This window comes from Vibrio sp. Y29_XK_CS5 (assembly GCF_024181835.1).
Taxonomy (GTDB): domain Bacteria; phylum Pseudomonadota; class Gammaproteobacteria; order Enterobacterales; family Vibrionaceae; genus Vibrio; species Vibrio harveyi.
Genome location: NZ_JAMZAM010000001.1, coordinates 1967125 through 1984380 on the forward strand (window position 1 = coordinate 1967125; position 17256 = coordinate 1984380).

At 47.0% G+C, this 17256-nt stretch carries 16 protein-coding genes; 6 read left to right on the top strand and 10 right to left on the bottom strand.

Going from position 1 to position 17256, the window contains the following annotated elements; genetic code table 11:
* Positions 1-196 precede the first annotated feature (196 nt).
* Positions 197-2188 carry a peptidase U32 family protein gene (locus NL647_RS08800; RefSeq protein WP_253650008.1) on the top strand — a complete coding sequence of 664 codons (1992 nt, stop codon included), beginning with the start codon at positions 197-199 and terminating at the stop codon, positions 2186-2188.
* A 32-nt stretch (positions 2189-2220) separates the two neighbouring features.
* Positions 2221-2616 carry a hypothetical protein gene (locus tag NL647_RS08805; RefSeq protein WP_199450140.1) on the top strand — a complete coding sequence of 132 codons (396 nt, stop codon included), beginning with the start codon at positions 2221-2223 and terminating at the stop codon, positions 2614-2616.
* 123 nt (positions 2617-2739) lie between these two features.
* Here the strand turns inward: NL647_RS08805 and NL647_RS08810 are convergent, their stop codons facing one another.
* The 10 genes from NL647_RS08810 to agaR (NL647_RS08855) form a co-directional block, all read right to left on the bottom strand.
* On the bottom strand, positions 2740-3594 hold the full coding sequence (locus NL647_RS08810; RefSeq protein ID WP_253650009.1) for a tagatose bisphosphate family class II aldolase: 855 nt from the start codon (positions 3592-3594) through the stop codon (positions 2740-2742).
* Positions 3585-4790, bottom strand: coding sequence for an N-acetylglucosamine-6-phosphate deacetylase (gene nagA, locus NL647_RS08815; protein WP_253650010.1), 1206 nt, complete (start codon positions 4788-4790; stop codon positions 3585-3587). The genes NL647_RS08810 and nagA overlap by 10 nt, the downstream gene beginning before the upstream one ends.
* Positions 4780-5220 (bottom strand): PTS galactosamine/N-acetylgalactosamine transporter subunit IIA, encoded by a 441-nt coding sequence (agaF, locus tag NL647_RS08820; protein WP_009702878.1) that lies wholly within the window; start codon positions 5218-5220, stop codon positions 4780-4782. Before agaF ends, nagA begins: the two co-directional genes overlap by 11 nt.
* 59 nt (positions 5221-5279) lie before the next feature.
* The gene (gene agaE, locus NL647_RS08825) at positions 5280-6164 is read right to left on the bottom strand and encodes a PTS N-acetylgalactosamine transporter subunit IID (protein ID WP_009696601.1); all 885 of its coding nucleotides are present in this window, start codon (positions 6162-6164) and stop codon (positions 5280-5282) included.
* On the bottom strand, positions 6154-6930 hold the full coding sequence (agaW, locus tag NL647_RS08830) for a PTS N-acetylgalactosamine transporter subunit IIC (protein ID WP_045486019.1): 777 nt from the start codon (positions 6928-6930) through the stop codon (positions 6154-6156). Before agaW ends, agaE begins: the two co-directional genes overlap by 11 nt.
* A gap of 16 nt (positions 6931-6946) precedes the next feature.
* Complete coding sequence (gene agaV / locus NL647_RS08835; protein WP_005448946.1) at positions 6947-7420, bottom strand: PTS N-acetylgalactosamine transporter subunit IIB; 474 nt, start codon at positions 7418-7420, stop codon at positions 6947-6949.
* Between the two features lie 22 nt (positions 7421-7442).
* Positions 7443-8600 (bottom strand): SIS domain-containing protein, encoded by a 1158-nt coding sequence (locus NL647_RS08840; RefSeq protein ID WP_253650011.1) that lies wholly within the window; start codon positions 8598-8600, stop codon positions 7443-7445.
* Complete coding sequence (locus NL647_RS08845) at positions 8597-9907, bottom strand: D-tagatose-bisphosphate aldolase, class II, non-catalytic subunit (RefSeq protein ID WP_253650012.1); 1311 nt, start codon at positions 9905-9907, stop codon at positions 8597-8599. Before NL647_RS08845 ends, NL647_RS08840 begins: the two co-directional genes overlap by 4 nt.
* Before the next feature lie 8 nt (positions 9908-9915).
* Entirely contained in the window at positions 9916-10692 is a 777-nt protein-coding gene (agaR, locus tag NL647_RS08850; protein WP_005448941.1) for a transcriptional repressor AgaR, read from the bottom strand.
* Between the two features lie 439 nt (positions 10693-11131).
* Positions 11132-11902 (bottom strand): transcriptional repressor AgaR, encoded by a 771-nt coding sequence (gene agaR / locus NL647_RS08855; RefSeq protein WP_009696595.1) that lies wholly within the window; start codon positions 11900-11902, stop codon positions 11132-11134.
* 499 nt (positions 11903-12401) lie between these two features.
* On the opposite strand from agaR (NL647_RS08855), the gene NL647_RS08860 reads away from it, so the two are divergent.
* The 4 genes from NL647_RS08860 (at position 12402) to NL647_RS08875 (ending at position 17228) form a co-directional block, all read left to right on the top strand.
* Complete coding sequence (locus tag NL647_RS08860) at positions 12402-12647, top strand: DUF3297 family protein (RefSeq protein WP_005448935.1); 246 nt, start codon at positions 12402-12404, stop codon at positions 12645-12647.
* 225 nt (positions 12648-12872) lie between these two features.
* Positions 12873-13583, top strand: coding sequence for an ABC transporter ATP-binding protein (locus tag NL647_RS08865; RefSeq protein WP_005448934.1), 711 nt, complete (start codon positions 12873-12875; stop codon positions 13581-13583).
* Positions 13570-16095 carry an ABC transporter permease gene (locus NL647_RS08870; RefSeq protein ID WP_253650116.1) on the top strand — a complete coding sequence of 842 codons (2526 nt, stop codon included), beginning with the start codon at positions 13570-13572 and terminating at the stop codon, positions 16093-16095. The genes NL647_RS08865 and NL647_RS08870 overlap by 14 nt, the downstream gene beginning before the upstream one ends.
* Complete coding sequence (locus NL647_RS08875; protein WP_253650013.1) at positions 16095-17228, top strand: lipocalin-like domain-containing protein; 1134 nt, start codon at positions 16095-16097, stop codon at positions 17226-17228. Before NL647_RS08870 ends, NL647_RS08875 begins: the two co-directional genes overlap by 1 nt.
* The last annotated feature ends 28 nt before the right edge of the window (positions 17229-17256 follow it).

Below are 17256 nucleotides of genomic sequence, written 5' to 3' on the forward strand. Positions count from 1 at the left end.
TTACTATATCCAAAAAATTATATACCCAAGTCACCGACTCGCGAGCATGTGGACTCAGGTCATGACTTCCCGTAATCACAATAGACCGACCAACAGGCAATAATTGATTCAGATTAATAAAGCGTTAATCAATCCAACATTAAAACTGTGAAGCACATAAAATACGCAACCTATTTTATTGAGTAAGAGTTAACTAGTGACACGCGATCAATTTGAGTTATTAGCGCCAGGTGGCGATTTAGATTCCATTAAAGCGGCCATTGCTGCAGGTGCCGATGCTATCTACTGCGGACTTGACCGCTTTAATGCACGTAACCGCGCAACCAACCTCACCTTAGATAACTTGAACGGCGTATTACAGTTGGCGCATCAGCACAATTGTAAAATTTTCCTCACGTTGAACGTGTTAATTCTGGAAAGCGAAATTCCTGCTATAGTTCGCTTACTTAGCCAGTTGAACAACACCGCGATTGACGGCGTAATCGTGCAGGATCTTGGTCTTGCTTACATTCTCAAGAACCACTTCCCAGAGTTAGATGTACACGCTTCAACCCAGCTCAACACTCACAATGAAGGACAGATTCTGTTCCTCAATCAGTTGACAGCGAGCCGCGTGAACCTCTCTCGTGAACTCAATATCCATGAAATAAAACACTTGGCTCAGTTCGGTCGTCAGCACAACGTGATGATGGAAGTGTTCGTGCACGGCTCTTACTGCATTGGTTTCTCTGGCATTTGCTACATTAGCTCAGCGCGTAATGGTGCATCGGGCAACCGTGGACGCTGTAGTCAGCCTTGTCGTGAGCAATACGAGACAACCAAGACAGGCAACAGCTACCCGCTCAACATGAAAGACAACTCAGCTTTTGGCGATCTAGAAGCGCTTGCCGATGCAGGTGTGTATTCATTGAAAGTAGAAGGTCGCATCAAGAAATCCCACTACGTATACACCGTCGTCGATAATTGGCGTAAGCAGATTGATCGCTTATGTGATGGCGTAGAGCTGTCGAGCGACACCACAGAGTTGTACACCGTATTCAACCGTGATTTCTCCAACGCATTTTTGCAAGGCGACTTCGGTAAAGCGATGTACATCGACAACCCACGCGACCATGCGGTGAAACACTTCTCAAAGATATACAAATGCGAATCCGCGGACGATGTGCAAACAGTGAAGAAGAAGCTGTACGACGACAAAACCGCAATCATCGAAAAAGTCGCCGAGAAGACGCAAGACTTCGACGTCACGGCAACACAAACCTCAGGCAGTAGTTTAAAAGGCGCCATTGATGTACCGAGTTTACCGACGCTACCTCAGCCACAAGAGCGTGAAGGGACAGCAAAACTATCGGTACTGATTTCGTCGCTAGAAGATGCTTCGCTGTGCAAATATCGCGATGTCGATGTGTACTTTCAACTACCAATGGGATTAGCGAGCGAGTTAAACGCCATGGTCGACTTATTCCAAGAAAACACGGCGTTGAAGCCTTGGTTCCCTGCAATTTTGATTGGCGACGATTACCAAGCTGCACGCAAGTTCTTAGACATTATCCAACCAGAGCTGCTGATCACCAACAACTCTGGCGTAGGCATACTCGCTCAAGAGCTTGGATTAGGTTGGGTTGCAGGTCCACAAATGAATACGGTGAACTCATACTCATTTAAGTGTTTGCAAGAAGAATTCGCGGCACGCGGAGCATTTATCTCAAACGAGCTGAACATGAAGCAAATGCGTCATATTAAACGCCCACACAACATGCGCAGTTACTACAGCATTTACCACCCAAATACGCTCTTAACCAGTCGCCAATGTTTGTTCCAACAAACCGAAGGTTGCCGCAAAATCAAGGTTAACAAAGGTTGTTTGAAGCGTTGTGATAAACGCACATCAATCATCAACCTCAAAGACAACCCATATGTGGTACAAAAGCAAAAAGGCAGCCATAACGCAATTTACAGCGAACATAACGTGCTGAACCTGCAAGTACTGCAAGATTTGCCGCAACTGTTTACAGACGTGTTGATTGACCTACGTGATATCCAGACAGAAACCAAAGTCACAATCACCAAACCTGAGCTAATAGAGGCTTTTTCAACGCTGCTTGATGAACACAATGAGCAGAATCTAGACGCTCTGAATGTTGCGATTCACCCTACTGCTAATGCTCAGTATTTAAAAGGCTTATAAGCGAATAGAGCAAGATTGCACTCGCACAATTTATGGAAGACTTATACCCAATGAAGCAAGAAACGCTCAGCTACTTTGATGCTCTGAATTACAGCGTTGTGACGCAATCAGAAGACGTCTATGAGCTCACGCAAAACCGCACGGGGTTGACGGTAGAGCTCAACTTCTCTGCTCTTGGTAAAGGCAAATTGCCCGCAGAAAGCGCGCAAAAAACTGATAAGAAACTTTATTTTATCGATATTGATGACATCGAAAACATCGGTTTTGAAGCACTCGAATCTTTTGTCATCAGGCTGAATGAACATTGTTCCATGGTGGTGTTTGAGGAAGAATTCTTTGAACAAAGCATGAAAGAGATGTGGATGTTCTTATCGAATGATCCACGTGATCGTGACGTGTTCAACGACAGTAAATTCTATCGGGCGTAATACCCACATCATAACGGTTAAAATGTCATAAAGATAAAAAGGTGCTAGAAGACCTAGCACCTAGGTAAACATGTCATCGGGGGGAGTTTACCAAATATAATCAGTTGTTAGGGTCAACAGACCCTAGAGCTTTCCTTCACTTCCGCACATATGGATCTTATCCATCACCACCTGTTTCATCGCCGCTTTACCAGGCGTGATGTATTTACGAGGGTCGTTTGCGTCAGGGTGATGCGCAAAATGTTGTTTGACAGCATTTGAGAACGCGATCTTCAGCTCAGTCGCCACGTTCACCTTGCACACGCCAAGGTCAATACAACGACGAACCATTTCATCAGGAACACCTGATGCGCCATGCAGTACTAACGGAATATCGACAACACCACGGATTTTATCTAAGCGGTTAAAGTCGAGTTTAGGCTCCGCTTTATACAAGCCATGAGCTGTGCCAATTGCCACAGCTAACGAATCAATACCAGTACGACGAACAAACTCTGCGGCAGAAGCTGGGTCGGTCATTAGTGCATCGGCACTGTCGACAATCAGATCGTCTTCTTGACCGCCTAAACGACCTAACTCAGCTTCGACACTTGCGTCGAATCGGTTACAGTATTGAACCACCGAGCGCACAATCCCTATGTTCTGATCAAACGCATAATGCGAACCATCAATCATTACAGAACGAATACCGTGATCGACCTTAGTACAAATGTCTTGTAGGTCTTCATGGTGATCAAGATGAAGAACCAACGGGATTGAATGCTTATGTGCAGCTTCTTTACAAATACTGATCAGGTAATCGGTGCCCGCATAATCAAAAGTTCCCGGCGTGCCTGCGAGAATCACTGGGGAGCCCATCTCTGAAGCGGTTTCAACAATGACTTGGACCGTCTCTAAGTTATGAATATTAAATGCAGGCACCGCATAACCAGCTTGTTGAGCACGTTTTAGCATTTCACGGGAAGAAATTAGATACATAAAGCCTCCTGACTTGGTACGGATGCATCAAACACAAGACGCCCATTGACCCAAGTTTTTACAATTGAGAAATCTGATTTAACAGCGACCATAGATGCGCGCTTTCCGGCTTCTAGGGTGCCTAATTGGTGTTGCAAACCTAACGATTGAGCCGGAGTTAACGATGCCATCAACCAAGCTTGCTCTAGTGGGATGTTTAGCCATTTATGAATATTTTTAACTGCTTGCGGCAAGGTCAAAGTGCTGCCTGCCAAACTTCCACTTTCTGTAGTAACGACGCCGCCTTTCATTTGCACTTCGTATTCACCAAGCGTGTAGCGACCATCAGGCATTCCTGTCGCACTCATAGCATCGGTAATCAGCGTCATGCGTTGACCACAACAGCGATGCGCGACATCTATAGCAGCAGAATGAACGTGATGCCCATCGGCAATCATTTCGACATAGCTATTAGGGTGGATAAGCCCTGCCCCAACGACTCCTGGATCTCGGTGATGTAGACCACGCATGCCGTTGTAGCAGTGGACAATGCCATTTGCGCCAGCATCCAACGCCTGTTTCACTTGGTCGTAACTCGCATCGGTATGCCCAAGCATCACGTTAATACCCTGTTTATTCAGGTAACGAATCGCATCGATTGCCCCGTCTTTTTCTGGAGCCAGTGCGACGGTGACGAGCTGGTCATCACAATAAGAAATCCACTGCTCCAACTCTTCGAGCGATAAATCTCTAAACCATGTCGTCGGGTGCGCGCCGCGATTCTTCTCGGTGAAATAAGGTCCCTCTAGATACGCACCTAAGATCTCAGCACCATCAACGCCATATCGTTTACTCACAGCAACTTGCTTTAACGCGGCACGAATTTTTGCCACAGGAGCGGTTACGGTTGTGGCAACAAATGCGGTGACGCCCAAGCTCGCGAAATAGCGAGACATCGTATTGAGGCTGTCATGCTCGGCATCCATAACGTCACAGCCTTTGGCTCCATGCACATGACTGTCAATCAGACCGGGTAGTATGCTCACCTCACCTAAGTCAATAAAATCAATGTGTTGATGAGAGTTGAATGGCTCAACAGAATCAATCACCCCATTTTCGTCGATGCGAATTAGCCCATCATCAAGCCATCTATCACCTTGCAATACACGCTGAGCTCGGTAGCAAGAATGCCTTGCACGATCTTGTTCAGATGCCATCTTCTTCTACCGTTCCCACATGTTTAGCTCTCTCAGCCATTTCAGCACTCAACGAAGTAATGCCACGATGCCCACAAGCCAGCGCTTGATCGCGAAACTCTGCGAGATCGAGTTCATCGCGTTCCAAAAGCATCTCAGCCGCCATCTGCATGTTTGTTCCCGTTACAACCTGGACATCGTCACGCTCTTGACTGATCAGTGATGCGGTACGAAAAGGTGTACCTCCCAACAAATCAGTCAAGAAAACAATACCTTCGCCAGAATCAACTTCATTAATCGCCTCGCGCATTGACACTTCCAGTTGCGGAGTCGTTGCCTCTTCTGGAAAGTCGATAAACTTAAATTGAGGTTGCTCCCCAATAACCTGAAACACCGCTTTGGCAAGACCGGAAGCAAACCCTCCGTGACCAGATAGAATTACAGCAATCATTTACGTTTCCTTAATGGGGCAGAGCACTCCACCCCAATGTTTTGTGTGTCCAATGTGATTTATAAGAAACCCATAAAACGCCCTACAACGCCTAACACCACGGTGATACCGATAAGTTTTAGCGGGCTCCAACCACGCTTGACGAGCGCGTACATAGCTAGGGTGTAGACCAATGGAAGAAACGCTGGCATGAGTTTATCGATCACATCGCCTTGCAGTTTCACCACGGCATCACCGGCGGTAATTTCTGCGGTCGTCGATAGACGAACATAAGTCGCCACCAAAGCACCTATCACCGTCATACCTACCATCGAAGCCGCGTGTCCGACTTTCTTCGTGTTGGCTTTGATAACAGGGATAGCAGCAACCCCCATGCGATACGCATAATGTGCGAGACCAAATCGCAGACCAAAATGCACCACGTTAAACAGCACAATAAAGAACACCGCACCCATGATGGAGCCTTGCAGCGCAAGGTCTGCACCGATACCGCCACAAATAGGAAGAAGAGTCAGCCAGAACATCGCATCACCGATGCCACCCATTGGTGCACCAACCGCAATCTTAGTGCTCTGAATACTGCTGACGTTTTGCTTGGAGCGTTCCATCGCCAGAACGATCCCCATGACAAATGTCACCAAGAACGGGTGAGTATTGAAGAACCCCATATGACCTTGCATTGCTTTAGATAGGTCAGCTTTATTGGTGTGAATCTTCTTCAGCGCAGGCAGTAGTCCGTACAACCAACCAGAAGCCTGCATACGTTCGTAGTTGAAAGACGCTTGGAGTAACAGCGAGCGCCACGCCATACGATTGATGTCTGCTTTGGTTAGATCTGCACCAATCTCTTTATTTTCATACTCATCTTCAGCCACGCCAGGAGCTGGCTGCACATCAACATTTTGGTTACGAAGGTCGAGTTCGTTACTTACATTAGATTCCATCTTCAAAGTCCTCAGCAGGTGCAGTTACAGGAGTGGGTTCCGTTTTACGCATGAAGTCGATAATGGCCATGGCCGTCGCAGCCGCGGCAATCGCTAAGATTGGCAGTTGAAGCCAAGCTGCAGCGACGAAGCCAAGGATGAAGTAAGGAATGTAGGCGTTCTTCATCATGATTTTCATCAAGACAGCAAAGCCTATTGCAGGCATGATGCCACCAGCGACGCCTAAGCCATCAATGAGATCTTTCGGTAGTACTTCAACGATTTTCCCTGCATGTTCAGCCCCAAGATAAACGGGTAAGAATGCACACAGAAAGTAGAAAGAACCGAGTACAGCAAGTGCCATATAGTTCACGCGTTCAATACCATTGGCATCCGCATTTTGTGCGTACTCGTCACACTTAGACATGACCGCAGACATCGCAGAGAAGAGCAGCGTAATGCCCATCTGTACGGCAACGGCGAAAGGCACAGCGACGCCAACCGCAACATTTGGCTCGACTTTGGTTGTAATCGCGAAAGCCGTACCCACGATGGTACCGATGATAACGTTTGGTGGTTGAGCCCCCGCAAGAGGGGCAAGTCCCATCCAAATCAATTCAAGCGTACCGCCGACCAAGATACCGGTTTGCAAGTCGCCTAAAATCAGACCAACAAGTGGACCAAGCACCACCGGACGGTGGAAGTGAGTAAGACCATTAAATAAATCTAGGCCAGCAAAAAAGGCTAAGATGCCGAGCATCAAGGCCTGTAAGAGTCCTATTTCCATGATTTCTTTCCTATTGTTAGATAAGAGTAAAGAGGTCAGTCGCACTTTCAGTTGGCACCCCTTGGATCGTGCATTTCACCCCTAGTGCTTTTAATTTTTCAAACTCCGCAACGTCTTCAGTTCCGACTGAAACCGTCTTGGCAATTTGCTTTTTCCCCTCAACGTAGTGCATGTTTCCGACGTTGATATTGCTAATTGGCACACCGCCTTCCACCAATTGGCGGAAATCTTTTGGTGTGCGACAAACCATTAGAATTCGTTGGCGTTCAGCCGCTTTATGGATGGTGTCGATGGTCTTTTTCACCGTCCAAAATCGGATTGCGATGCCATCTGCTAGCACCATCTCCATTAAGTTCTGTTGAATGGTGTCTTCTGCTACCTCATCGTTCACAACGACAATAATGTTGGCATCCGCAAAACCTACCCATTGCACACCTACTTGGCCATGGACAAGGCGCTCATCAATACGACTTAACACGATATTTGGCATGGTCTATTCCTTTTCGAATCCGTTACTTGTTGAATGGGTAGATGGTGACACCTTGCACCACACGATTGACTTCACCGGTTGGGCACGGATTGTCCGGTCCAAATCCCAGTTGAAGTGATTTTTCAAATGCCAACATTTGGCAGAAGAGAATGAATGGGAAGCACAGCCACTGATCGCCCAAGTCCAATCTCCCAAATTCAAAAACATCATCTTCGTTGAGAGACAGTTCTGTGAGAGCAATATGAGCTAATGCTTGCTTGTCGCGGCGGATCTCATTGAATAAATCCAGATCGTACCCACGGGTATAAGCGTCACTTGATAGCAACTGGATCACGACCGCTTTATCGTTAATGGTGAATTTAGGACCATGGCGGAAGCCAAGAGATGAGTCGAAAGCCGTCATCACTTTACCTGCACTTAGCTCAAGCGATTTGAGTGATGCTTCACGGGCAAGCCCTGCAAAACCACCACTACCAATTACGATTAAACGCTCATAAGGCTGGCTGGCGAGCGCCTTAATAGCAGACTCCCATTGCTCTAACTTGGCTTCGCAAAGTGCTGCTACCATTTCAATTTGTTCATGCCATTGCTTTGGAGATTGACCACCAAATAACGTCAGCGTAGACATCAACATACAACTGAAGCTTGATGTCATCGCAAAGCTCTTATCATTTGAGCCTTCAGGCATGATCACGCAGCAAGCATTTTGTGCAGTTCGAGCGTAATGAGAGAGTTCCCCGTCACGGTTACACGTCAAGAACAAGTGATGACAATGAGGAACAAGCTGATCGACAAGAGCAACAGCAGCAACACTTTCCGGGCTATTACCAGAGCGGGCGTAAGAAACGACCAAGGTCGGACGACTCGGGTCCAGATACTGTTCCGGGTTTGACACTAAATCCGTGGTTGGGATGGACTCAACTTGAAATCTCAGCCCCTCTTGAATAAATGGTGCTGCCGCATCGCCGACAAATGCAGATGTGCCCGCACCAGTCAAAATAATGCGTAGGTCTGGCTGCTCAAGCAGAGGCGTTAGAAAATCGCGGATTGCCTCATACTGCTCTTCTAAAATGGTAGAAAGTGCTCGCCATAACTGAGGTTGATGACTGATTTCTTGAGCCGTATGAACACCATTACGTTTTTCTAACCATGGCAACTCATAGCCTAAAACTGAACTCATTTGGTCGTCTCCTTGCTAGCCACTGAATTGGCGTAACAGGCTTCGGAATAGACTTGTGTCACTTCCATTATCTTGTGCACGACAATCTCAGCAGGTTGATTTTGAATTTGATGTTGAGAAATTGCCTTAGCTTGGTTGGGTAAATATTGGCTAAGGATTGTGATTGGCAGAGGGTGAGCAGCTAAGTTGTCAAACAGAGCTTGCTGCGCCGCTTTAACCTCTGGATGATTCCAGTAGTAACGGATGCGATCACTCAAGCTGTAGCTGCAATCGAGATATTGTTGATGCCCTTTGCTGGAGTAGTGAGAACGCCAATAATTAGGTTGCTCTCTCATCACTTGTTCTATGGTTTCGCGTAAGTGAGAAGCATGATGAGCGCCTAACCACTCTTTCTCCGCAGATTCCAGACCATACAAGGCTTCACGCAAAGCAAATGTGAGAGCTGGACCGACTTTGAGAATCGCAAAATGATCGCGAATCAGTTGGTGATATGCCTCTGGGTTTTGGTAATCCGTAGAATGCGCTTCGAAGACCAGATTTGGTTGGCTGTCGATCATATTGCTTAACGATCGCGCTGCCGCACTGTGGTAGTGATGTACTGAGTGGTGATCAAATTCCACTCCTGGTTGCACCACTAAGCCAATCACACGAGGCCAAACATAGCTAAGCCCGATATCACTGAACGTTTGATGATGAGCATTTAGCGTTGCCAATGCTTCTTCCGCTTTCGTCACTTGAATACCTTCTTCTTTAAGCGAATCAAGAGCACCACCTGGCGTTGGAACTTCCGTGCCAACCACATACACTGGCGCTTCACCACCGACCGTTTTCCATGCTTGCTCTGCCACCAAACATAACTGGGCAGCACGCTGCGCCATTAGCTCTTCACTCAGCGGTACCTCGTCATCGGCACAAGGCATTGAACAATCGAGATGAATCTTCTTAAAGCCCGCGCAAACATAGTCTCGAATCATTTGCGCTGAATATTCCATTGCTTGGCTTGCTGGTAAGTGCTGCCAACAGTTAGGACCAAGATGATCGCCACCCAATACCACGTTCTCAGCGGGAAAATTAACCCGCTCAGCCAAATCAAATACGTGGCTCGCGAAATCTTGTGGCGTCATTCCGGTGTAGCCACCAAACTGATTAACTTGATTTGACGTTGCCTCAATCAAAACCAGTTGCTCATTTTGCGCAGCCTGCTTTATCGCAGCTTCAAGTACTAAGGGATGAGCAGAACACACAGCATAAATACCGGTAAGCTGACCTTGTTTGTGTTGCTCGATTAGAGAAAGTAACGCTTTCATTTTGATTCCTAGTTAACGATTTGATCCGCAATGACGACATCTACGCCAAGTTCAATAAGGGATTGGTGCGTGTTATGGGGAATGTTGCGATCTGTGACCAAGACGTCGATCTGGCTTGCAGCTCGGATCATGCAAAAGCTTTTGCGCCCAAATTTGCTTGAATCGGTGACAGCAATGACTTGGCGAGCAACCTCACACATGGCGCGATTCACCTGAGCTTCTTGATTGTCCGGCGTAGTCACGCCAGCAAGCAGGTCGAATCCATCCACGCCCAAAAACAGCTTGTCAAAAAGGTAAGATCGAATTTGTTGTTCACCATGGTTACCTATCAGTGAACAAGAAGCGCGACGCAAGCTACCTCCAACCACATGTAACTCGACGTTTTCCATCTTGCTAAGTTGGTAGGCGGTATTGAGGGCGTTGGTCATCACAACCAATTGCTGTTTATTGACCAAGTACTGCGGCATAAGACCTATCGTGGTACCGGAATCCAAAATGATCGCTTCACCATCTTGAATAAGGCTCGCAGCAGCCTGTGCTATCGCTTGTTTCGCACTGCGATTAAGTTGATCTTTGCGGTAGAGCGGTTGGTCAAAGGCAAAGTTAGGGTTGAGTGTTGCGCCACCATAACAGCGAAAAACACAGCCTTCTTTTTCTAGAAGATTGAGGTCGTGGCGAATGGTGACAGCCGATACATTGTAATGCTCGACAAAGTCGTCCACTTTTCCTGAACCATGACGACAAATATGAGCCATGATTTGCTGTCTTCGTTCTGCACTGTTCATTCACCAACTCTCCTTTCGTTCCATTTCGCTTTCCGTTAGAAATGTTTCGATTTTCTTTTCGTTGGTATTAAAACAGGGCGAAGTTAGGAAAAGTGAAAGCTAGATCACAGTCATTTTTCTTTCGTTTTCACCCCAAAAAACCTTTCACTTCATGAAAAACGAAAGACTTTTCTTTCGTTATTAAATTGAAAGTAATCACAAAGGGGCGCATAAAAACTCACTTTCGATACAAGGAAAGTGAAAGGCAGGATGAAATAGAGTTAACAGCTGTCGTTTCGAACTACAGCCTGCGCGAGATCACAAAATGCAATATCGGTTATTTTTTGAAGGTCGATGAAGTTGTTAGAAGGCGTTTTTTTGATGCTGAAGTTGCACAAAGGTTTAAGTCGATCAGAAATAATCTTCACGATATTGATAGAAAAACCAATATCACTAATCACTAATCAACAATACGTACATCAACGCCCATTGAAGTGAGATGTTCAAGGTAATCGGACGGGATGCCACTGTCAGTAATGAGCATATCAAGTTGCTCTGGTCGGGCAATAAGGCAAAAACTCTGACGAGAAAACTTTGATGAGTCAGTTACAGCAATAACGACTTGTGCCGCGTCAAGCATTCTTCGATTAATGTCAGCCTCACCCTGATGAGGAGTCGTGACGCCAGTAGATTTGTCAAAGCCATCAACACCTAAAAAGAGCTTGTTAAAGCGATAGCCTGCGAGGAAGTCCTCACCACTCAAACCGTGGACGGAATAAGAATTCTCACGCATGGTGCCTCCAGTGACCATAACAGAGACATTACTTTGATTGGCAAGGTGATAGGCGATGTTAATGCCATTAGTCATGACGACAAGATCATTCTTGCCTTTCAAATGATAAGCAATTTGCTCTGTGGTTGAACCAGAGTCGAGAATGATTTTATCGCCGTCCGCAATCAACGAGGCAGCATACTCTCCGAGCTTCGCCTTGATATTACTGTTGAGCTGCTTTTTATCATTGAGAGGACGTTCAAACGCAAACTGATTATTCAACAGTGCTCCGCCATAACAACGTTTGACGCAGCCTTGTTTCTCTAGATAGTTGAGGTCATTTCGAATGGTCACTTCTGACACATCATATTGCTTGGCAAAGTCACTCACTTCACCTCGCTGGGCGTTCTGGATGAACCGCAAAATCTCTTTGCGCCTTAATGATGCGTTTAATTTCATAAAAGTTGATCACCGGTAACAAGCTATAGATGTAATGATAGGTACTCGTATACCCAAGTAACCTCGAGATGCGTGGTTCAGCGAAAGTGACTTGGTTTGCAGACGCGGCAACGATTTGAAGATCTAGTGGTTATAAATCAAAAATCGTTAACAAAGTATGGAAGCCAAGGCAATTCGCCCTTCGGGAACGAGTCACGGAAACAATTTCTTCGTCAAACGACTTGGAAATAGCTGTCTATTACGCTGCTTCGTTTTCCTTGAACTTGAGTCAGTGACTCGTTCTGAATCCTGCATCTTGAAGTCACTTGGGTATATCTGTTGATAATGCAACCTTTCTTTAATGCTATCAAATTGAAATCGAGAGCGTATTCATGCCAAAAAAGACGATAGCATGACTGTGAGTGTTATACGCTTCAAACTCACATCAACATTTCTTGAACACTCGCCTTGCACTGACTACAATGGCGCACTTTTTTTACGGACTTCAAGGTCACACAAAATGACAGATACAGCTAAACCAGCTCTACCAGATCGCCTAGCGGGTAACCCACGTAGCCCATTCTTCATCAAAGAATGTTTCGATCACCAAATCGGTATCCGTTTTAACGGCAAAGAGCGTACTGACGTAGAAGAATACTGCATCAGCGAAGGTTGGGTAAAAATTGCTTCTCCTAAAGCAAAAGACCGTTTCGGTAACCCAATGCTTATCAAACTTAAAGGCGAAGTTGAAGCGTACTACGTGTAAGCCGACCACGCTGAATTTCTTTGAAAGCTCGAATCTGACTCGGGCTTTTTTAATGCCTGCCATATCCCCTCCTCGTTTAATCTAATCCCTCTTCTTTTCAGTACAAGTTATTAAGAAATCGATGTAAATCGCTGTTTTTATCTTATTGTTGTCTAAAGTTTCTATAGAACTTACTGTAATAACCATTGCCAAAAGAAACGACACCTTTGAACACAAGGAGAGGAAATGGAAAGCCCACTTGTCACACTTAAACATGCGAGTAAAAGCTTTGTCGATGGTAAAGAGACACATCGCGTGTTGGAAGGCGTCGACTTTACGTTGAACACAGGAGCGAGTGTTGCGCTGACGGGCGCCAGTGGTAGCGGCAAAAGTACCCTACTCAATATCATCGCTGGCTTTGAGCCGCTTTCCGAAGGTGAGTTGTGGTTAGATGGCGATAACACGACGGCTTGGAAAGACCCACAATGGAGCCGATTTCGACACCAAAAGCTCGGTGTTATCTTCCAGCAATTCAATCTGTTAACGCCGCTCAACGTGCAGCAAAACATCGCCTTCCCTCTGCATTTGAATCAACAGAAATGGAACGACTGGTGCGATTACTTGGTCGAGACTCTGGGCATCAGCCAACTGCTCGATAGACATGTTTCTGCCCTTTCCGGTGGTCAACAACAACGAGTTGCGATTGCGCGCGCATTAGCCCACAAACCTAAACTGCTGCTTGCTGATGAACCCACAGGTAACCTCGACCAAAAAGCTGGTTTGGAAGTGATGAAACTACTGAGTGAAATCACCACCCAAGGCAATACGGCAGTGCTGTTAGTCACCCACAGTCCTGACTGCGCTGAGTTTATGAAAACACGGCTGCGATTGGATAATAATCAGCTACAGAACAGTCATCAAGTAAACAAACATGAGCTTCACCATGAAGCAAGCTAAGCTCCAAAACACCAGATTCACGCATACTCGACTCGCCCTGAATCTGTTTGCGGCGCACTATCGGCAGGCACCACTGCAAGCCGCCGCGATTCTGATCGGTATCGTGTTGGCTGTGACCTTGTTTGTTGCGGTACAAGCCATCAACCTCAATGCCAAGCGCAGTTATGCAGAGTCTACCGAGCAGCTTAGCGCACAAGCTCAGAACTTAATTATTCCACCAGCAGGGCAAAACTATCTGCCTGAATCACTCTACTTCACCCTTAGACAAAACGGGCTCAGTGCAGCACTACCTGTAATCGAAGGGCGAGTGAGAGACGAACAAGGGCGTCGCTGGTCAGTGCAAGGTAGCGAGTTGATTGCCGCCATCTCTTCGCGTTCTCGGTATTCTGCAAACGGAAAGTCATCAGAAAACCAACAGAACGTCTCTTTGTTCGACAGTGCTTTACCTTTGCCTGAGCTTTTAGCCGGCAAGCCAATCGTGATGATGAGTCAATCTCAACATCAAAACTTAGGAGAGGTAGAAACCCTAACTCTGGACGACATTCCAACCCAAATGGTGGTGCTACCCGACGAATGGCAGTTAGGTAGCCGAATGTTGATGGACATTGGCTTTGCCCAGCAACTGCTCAATAAACAAGGACAGCTCAGTTACATTGCGGTTTTCCACTCGGGTGATAAAAGGAATAAAGACACGCAAGCAAATTGGCAGAAGCTGATTGGCGATCAAGGGCAATGGATTTCCAACAATCAAAGCACAGACCTTGGCTCGCTGACCGACAGCTTTCACCTCAATCTCACAGCAATGAGCTTACTTGCCTTTTTAGTCGGGCTGTTCATTGCCTACAACGGCGTAAAATACAGTTTGCTGAAACGCAATCGTCTGTTAGTACAAATCCAACAGGCAGGTGTTGCGCCGAGCATTGTGTTCTCTGCGCTGTTAGTTGAACTCTCTCTTCTCGTTACCATCGGTGCTTCCCTCGGTTTTGTATTGGGCATACAGCTCAGCCATTGGTTGCATCCGACCGTAGCACTGACTCTAGAACAACTTTATGGTGCGACACTGCTGCCCGGCACTTGGCAATGGCAATGGTGGGCGCAAGCCCTGCTGCTCACATTAGCCGCAACCATATTGGCATGTTGGCAGCATTTTAAACAGCGAGTGCGCCAGCCGCTTTCCTCTCATGGCGGATTTTATCAAGCACCTGAAGCCTCTAACGAAAACCAATTGTTCTTGATAGGTGCTGCGTTGACGGCTCTCGCACTTGCAGGGTTATGGCTGAGTGAGCATCATCGCTTTACCATGGCGTGGCTCGGCGTGCTTGTGGTGTCGATTCCTTTGTATCTACCTAAAACACTCAGCGTCTTAGCCAATTGGTGTGAAAAGCGCACCACTTCCGGTTTGATGCAGTATCTGTTTGCTGAGCTGCGCGAGCTGATTTCTCCGCTTTCTCTCGCCATGATGGCACTGCTACTCGCTGTTACAGCCAATATGGGGATGAACACCTTAGTGGGCAGCTTTGAATCCACCCTAAAACAGTGGTTAGAACAAAGACTGCACGCCGATATTTACGTCAGCCCTGCCCAAGGGGAAATCGCAGATGTAGAGCGCGCATTAGGACAGTTCGACAATGTTGAGACCGTCTACAAGCAATACTACGTCGACGATAACCTGCAAGGCTTACCGATTTTACTTGGCACCAAAGACAAAGACACCTTAGAGCAAACCATGGTGTTCAAATCGCATTTGGAGAACTTCTGGTCACGTTTTTACCAAGGTGAATTAGTCGCCATCAGTGAACCAACCGCGGTCAAACTGGGTTTATCACTGGGTAGCGAGCTCACACTTGATGCTGTTCCAAATAAGAACCTGCTTGTGGGGGCGATATTTCACGATTACGGTTCACCCAATGGTGAAGTGTTATTGGCACCCAAATTATGGCAAGAGAGTGGCTTTACCGACCTGCCAACAAGCCTTGGCATTAAAGTATCTGGTGACCCACAAATCGTATACGACCAACTGCGCGAGCAACTGAATCTGCATCCAAGTCAGCTCTACGATCAGGCGCAAATCAAATCCATCGCGTTGGATATTTTCTCGCAGACCTTCGCCATTACACGCGCACTCAACGGCGTGACGTTGATGGTCGCAGTGATTGGCTTGTTCAGTGCTTGTTTTATGTTACTCGACGCGCGCAAAGCCGCCATTGCAAGGCTGTATGCACTTGGCGTCAGCCGTCGTAAATTAATGACCATGGTAGTCGGACAGATCGTTGCTTTGGTCAGTTTTACTCTGGTTATCGCCCTGCCCCTCGGTGCGATGGTGGGTTACGTGCTGACAGACATCGTCACCTTGCGCGCTTTTGGTTGGAGCTTAAATTATCTGTGGAATTGGAGTGATGCCCTCAGCATTGCGGCGATCACCATCTTGGTGGCAGTGATTGCGACCTTGATTCCGCTGTGGCGATTAGTCAGCAAGCCTGTCGTGTCCAGTTTGCAAAGCGAGGTGTTGTGATGGTTCGATTAGCAAGCAAACTTACTCTGTTCATAGGTAGTCTGTTCCTATTTGGATGTGAAGATCCCCAACAAAAAAATATGAGCACACAAAATATGGGCGCATTGCTGGGCAGTGGAGATACGCAAAGTGAGAGCAACCCATTCACACCCGTGGAAAAAGGGGTTGAACTCACCTTCCCAGCAGACCATCAAGCGCACCCGAATTTTCGTCATGAATGGTGGTACTTAACCGCTAACTTAATTGATGAAGACAGCAACCCACTTGGCGTCCAATGGACACAATTTCGCTTTGCTGCTGCGCCGCCGCCACCGCCAAAGGGCGAAGATGACGTGAAGAAAACCGAATGGCAGACTCAGCAAATCTTCATGGCACACAGCGCGGTCACCACAACCGACAAACACTACGCCGATGAAAAATGGTCACGCGATCAAGCCTCTCTAGCCGGCGTCGACACTTCACCATTTCGGGTTTATCTCGATGATTGGCAGTGGACTTCTTCAACCACCGATCTCTTCCCTGCAACATTGAAGGCGAACTCGGAACAGTTTGGCTATTCGCTGACGCTTACCAGCAGCGCACCTTATCAAAAGCAAGGCGAACAAGGTTACAGCACCAAGAGTGCCGATGGTCAGGTGGCTTCGTATTACTACAGCCAACCGTTTATTGATGTCTCCGGTGAAGTCACTATCGACGGCAAAACTCATCAAGTGTCGGGCAAAGGTTGGATAGACCGAGAGTGGAGCTCGCAATTCTTACTCGACTCACAACAAGGCTGGGACTGGTTTGCCCTAAGGTTGAGTGACGACACCAGCTTGGTGGTGTTCCAATTGCGAGATTCCAAAACCGGTCAAGCCAGTTACGCCAGCGCAAGGCTGATGCAGCAAGATGGTTCTGGCATCGCCATTTCTCAAAAAGACATTCAGTTAGAGGCAACAAAGCACACAGAAATCCAAGGTCGCAATTATCCAACCCAGTGGCAAGTGTCGATTCCTAAGCAGCAAATCGAGCTTACAATTTCTGCACTCAACCCGAACGCGAAAATGCCGCTTTCGGTGCCTTATTGGGAAGGTCCAGTGCGTATTGATGGCTCTCATTCTGGGACTGGTTATATGGAACTCACCGGCTACTGAGGACAAAAATTTCCGTGCACAATCTTGA

Excerpts from the sequence above, each read along its gene's own strand:
- agaW (WP_045486019.1), bottom strand. The coding sequence starts at position 6,930 with ATGGAAATAGGACTCTTACAGGCCTTGATGCTCGGCATCTTAGCCTTT.
- agaV (WP_005448946.1), bottom strand. The coding sequence starts at position 7,420 with ATGCCAAATATCGTGTTAAGTCGTATTGATGAGCGCCTTGTCCATGGC.
- NL647_RS08860 (WP_005448935.1), top strand. The coding sequence starts at position 12,402 with ATGACAGATACAGCTAAACCAGCTCTACCAGATCGCCTAGCGGGTAAC.
- NL647_RS08810 (WP_253650009.1), bottom strand. The coding sequence starts at position 3,594 with ATGTATCTAATTTCTTCCCGTGAAATGCTAAAACGTGCTCAACAAGCT.
- agaF (WP_009702878.1), bottom strand. The coding sequence starts at position 5,220 with ATGATTGCTGTAATTCTATCTGGTCACGGAGGGTTTGCTTCCGGTCTT.
- agaR (WP_005448941.1), bottom strand. The coding sequence starts at position 10,692 with ATGAACAGTGCAGAACGAAGACAGCAAATCATGGCTCATATTTGTCGT.
- NL647_RS08840 (WP_253650011.1), bottom strand. The coding sequence starts at position 8,600 with ATGAGTTCAGTTTTAGGCTATGAGTTGCCATGGTTAGAAAAACGTAAT.
- NL647_RS08875 (WP_253650013.1), top strand. The coding sequence starts at position 16,095 with ATGGTTCGATTAGCAAGCAAACTTACTCTGTTCATAGGTAGTCTGTTC.
- nagA (WP_253650010.1), bottom strand. The coding sequence starts at position 4,790 with ATGGCATCTGAACAAGATCGTGCAAGGCATTCTTGCTACCGAGCTCAG.
- agaE (WP_009696601.1), bottom strand. The coding sequence starts at position 6,164 with ATGGAATCTAATGTAAGTAACGAACTCGACCTTCGTAACCAAAATGTT.
- NL647_RS08865 (WP_005448934.1), top strand. The coding sequence starts at position 12,873 with ATGGAAAGCCCACTTGTCACACTTAAACATGCGAGTAAAAGCTTTGTC.
- agaR (WP_009696595.1), bottom strand. The coding sequence starts at position 11,902 with ATGAAATTAAACGCATCATTAAGGCGCAAAGAGATTTTGCGGTTCATC.
- NL647_RS08805 (WP_199450140.1), top strand. The coding sequence starts at position 2,221 with ATGGAAGACTTATACCCAATGAAGCAAGAAACGCTCAGCTACTTTGAT.
- NL647_RS08870 (WP_253650116.1), top strand. The coding sequence starts at position 13,570 with ATGAAGCAAGCTAAGCTCCAAAACACCAGATTCACGCATACTCGACTC.
- NL647_RS08845 (WP_253650012.1), bottom strand. The coding sequence starts at position 9,907 with ATGAAAGCGTTACTTTCTCTAATCGAGCAACACAAACAAGGTCAGCTT.